Genomic DNA, 2,483 nt, shown 5'->3' with positions numbered 1-2,483 from the left:
ACCGGCTCCGGGCTGATCGCCGCGCCCGAGGATGTCTTCGAGGAGTTCCGCGAGTTCGTCGGCGTGATGGGCTCCTCCGACAAGCTGGCCCTCGGTGGCGTGGGAGTGATCGTCCTCTCCGCCTTCTTCCCCTGGAAGGAGACGGCCGCCGACGGGGACCACCTCGGACTGATGAGCCTCGGGCTCGTGTGCATCCTGGCCTCCCTCGCCATCTTCGGCGCCATCACCGTCCGCGTGCGCCGGCTGCTGCCGAGCCTCAACGTGCTCATCCCGTGGCTGGGGCAGCTCGGTCTGTCCATCTTCTGCGTCCTCTTCTGCATCATCTACATGAAGATCTCGACCGATGCCTCCGAGGTGCCCTCGCTCATGGGCAACGCGACGGTCATGAACTCCTCGCCCAGCATGGGCTCGTACATGGCGCTGCTGGGCTCGCTGATATGCCTCGCGGGCACGCTGATGGGACTGAAGGAGAAGCCCGCCTCATGACGTCGTCGCCCTCGGGCTCGCCCCTGGAGCGTCTCACCGCCGCGCTGGAGTCCACGGTGCTCGGCCAACGGCACGTGGTGGCGGATCTCGTCACCGCGTTCCTCGCGCGCGGGCACGTGCTGCTGGAGGGCGTGCCCGGCGTGGCCAAGACGCTCACCGCGCGCAGCATGGCCTCCGCGCTCGGGCTCGACTTCTCCCGTGTCCAGTTCACCCCGGACCTGATGCCGAGCGACATCCTCGGTACCAACGTCTTCCGGCCCCAGGACAACGCCTTCCAGCTGGTGAAGGGTCCCGTCTTCACCGAGCTGCTGGTGGCCGACGAGATCAACCGCACCCCACCCAAGACGCAGGCCGCGCTGTTGGAGGCCATGGAGGAGCGGCAGATCACCATCGACGGCAAGACGCATGTATTGCCGCCGCATTTCTTCGTGGTGGCCACGCAGAACCCGCTGGAGCTGGAGGGCACGTACCCGCTGCCCGAGGCCCAGCTGGACCGATTCCTGATGCGGGTGCGCGTGGGCTACCCCCCGCCCGAGTCCGAGCTGGACATGGTGCGTGGCTTCCACCAGCGCGAGGGCAAGGCCGCCCAGGTGCCTCGGGTGCTGGACGCCACGACCCTGACGGAGCTTCAGGCCCAGGCAGCGCGGGTGGCCTGTGACGAGTCCATCCTCTCCTACGTGGTGAAGCTCATCCGCGAGACGCGTGCCAACCCGCGCGTGCGCCTGGGGGCTTCTCCGCGCTCGGCACAGGCCCTGCTGGCGGCGGCCAAGGCCCGGGCGGCCCTCCACGGCTCGGACTTCGTCACCCCGGACGACGTGAAGGCCGTGTGCCCCAGCGTCCTCAACCACCGCCTGCTGCTGAAGGCCGAGGCGGAGGTGGAGGGCCTCACCGCGGATGACGTGCTCCGCCAGACGTTGGAGCGCGTCCAGGTTCCCCGGTGAGCCTCGGCCGGCCAGTCCCCACCGGGCTCGCCGTGGCGCTCGTCGCCGCGGCCCTGGTGCCCGCCGCGCTCGCCGTCGCCAGCCCCGCCTTCATGTGGCTCGCCCTCGCCCTGGACGCGGCGGTGGTGCTGTTGTGCGCCCTCGACTTCCTCTCCGCCCCTCGCGCCTCGGACGTGGAGGTGCGCCGCGCAGTGGAGCCCGTACTCTCCTCGGGCGTGGCCAACCCGGTGCGGCTGGAGCTGAGCCTGTCCGGCCAGCGGCCCGTGCGCGGGCGCGTGCGTGACGAGGTGCCCCCGGGCCAGGAGGTGCACGGGCAGGAGCAGCCCTTCTCCCTCACTCCCCGGGCCTCCCGCACCACCCTCTCCTACTCCCTCACCCCGCCCACGCGCGGAGACCTGCGCCTCGGAGACGTGCACCTGCGCCTGCTGGGCCCACTCGGGCTGTGCGCGCGTCAGGTGCGCGTGCCGGCGAGCCAGGACGTGAAGGTGTACCCGGACCTCACCGCGCTCACGAAGGAGGCCCTGGCGCTCGCCGTGGCCTCGGATGCCCCCGCCGAGCGCACCCTGCGCCGCTCCGCCGAGGGCCGTGAGTTCGAGTCCCTGCGCGAGTACCGCACCGGTGATGACTACCGCACCGTGGACTGGAAGGCCTCGGCGCGCCGGGGCCGCACCATGGTGCGCGTGTACCAGCCCGAGCGGAACCAGCCCGTGCTGCTGCTGCTCGACTGCGGGCGCCACATGGCGGGCCGGGTGCACGGTCGCCGCAAGCTGGACCACGCCGTGGACGCGGCGCTGCGGCTCGCCAAGGTGAGCCTGGACGCGGGCGACATGGTGGGCGTGCTCGCCTTCGCCAGCGACGTGCGCGCCTACCTCCCACCGCGCAAGGGCCACGAGCACCTGCGCCTGCTCACCGAGTCTCTCTACCGCGCCGAGGCCGCCCTCGAGGAGAGCGACTATGGCCGCGCCTACGACTTCGCTTTCGCCCGCTCCTCGCGCCGCTCGCTGGTGGTGCTCTTCACGGACCTGGTGGACCCGGACGCCTCGGGCACCCTGCTGG

At 71.4% G+C, this 2,483-nt stretch carries 3 protein-coding genes; all 3 read left to right on the top strand.

Going from position 1 to position 2,483, the window contains the following annotated elements; translation table 11 throughout:
• A partial coding sequence (locus tag VF794_RS12395; protein WP_331109984.1) for a hypothetical protein occupies positions 1-486 on the top strand: 486 nt, incomplete at its 5' end.
• Positions 483-1,427, top strand: coding sequence for a MoxR family ATPase (locus VF794_RS12390; RefSeq protein WP_331109983.1), 945 nt, complete (start codon positions 483-485; stop codon positions 1,425-1,427). The genes VF794_RS12395 and VF794_RS12390, both read left to right, overlap by 4 nt.
• Positions 1,424-2,483 (top strand): DUF58 domain-containing protein (locus tag VF794_RS12385; RefSeq protein ID WP_331109981.1); only part of this gene is annotated, 1,060 nt, incomplete at its 3' end. The genes VF794_RS12390 and VF794_RS12385, both read left to right, overlap by 4 nt.

It is taken from the genome of Archangium sp. (assembly GCF_036389735.1).
GTDB lineage: Bacteria > Myxococcota > Myxococcia > Myxococcales > Myxococcaceae > Archangium.
The sequence above is the reverse complement of the archived record's forward strand: the minus strand, read 5'-3'. Positions and strand labels throughout refer to the sequence as shown.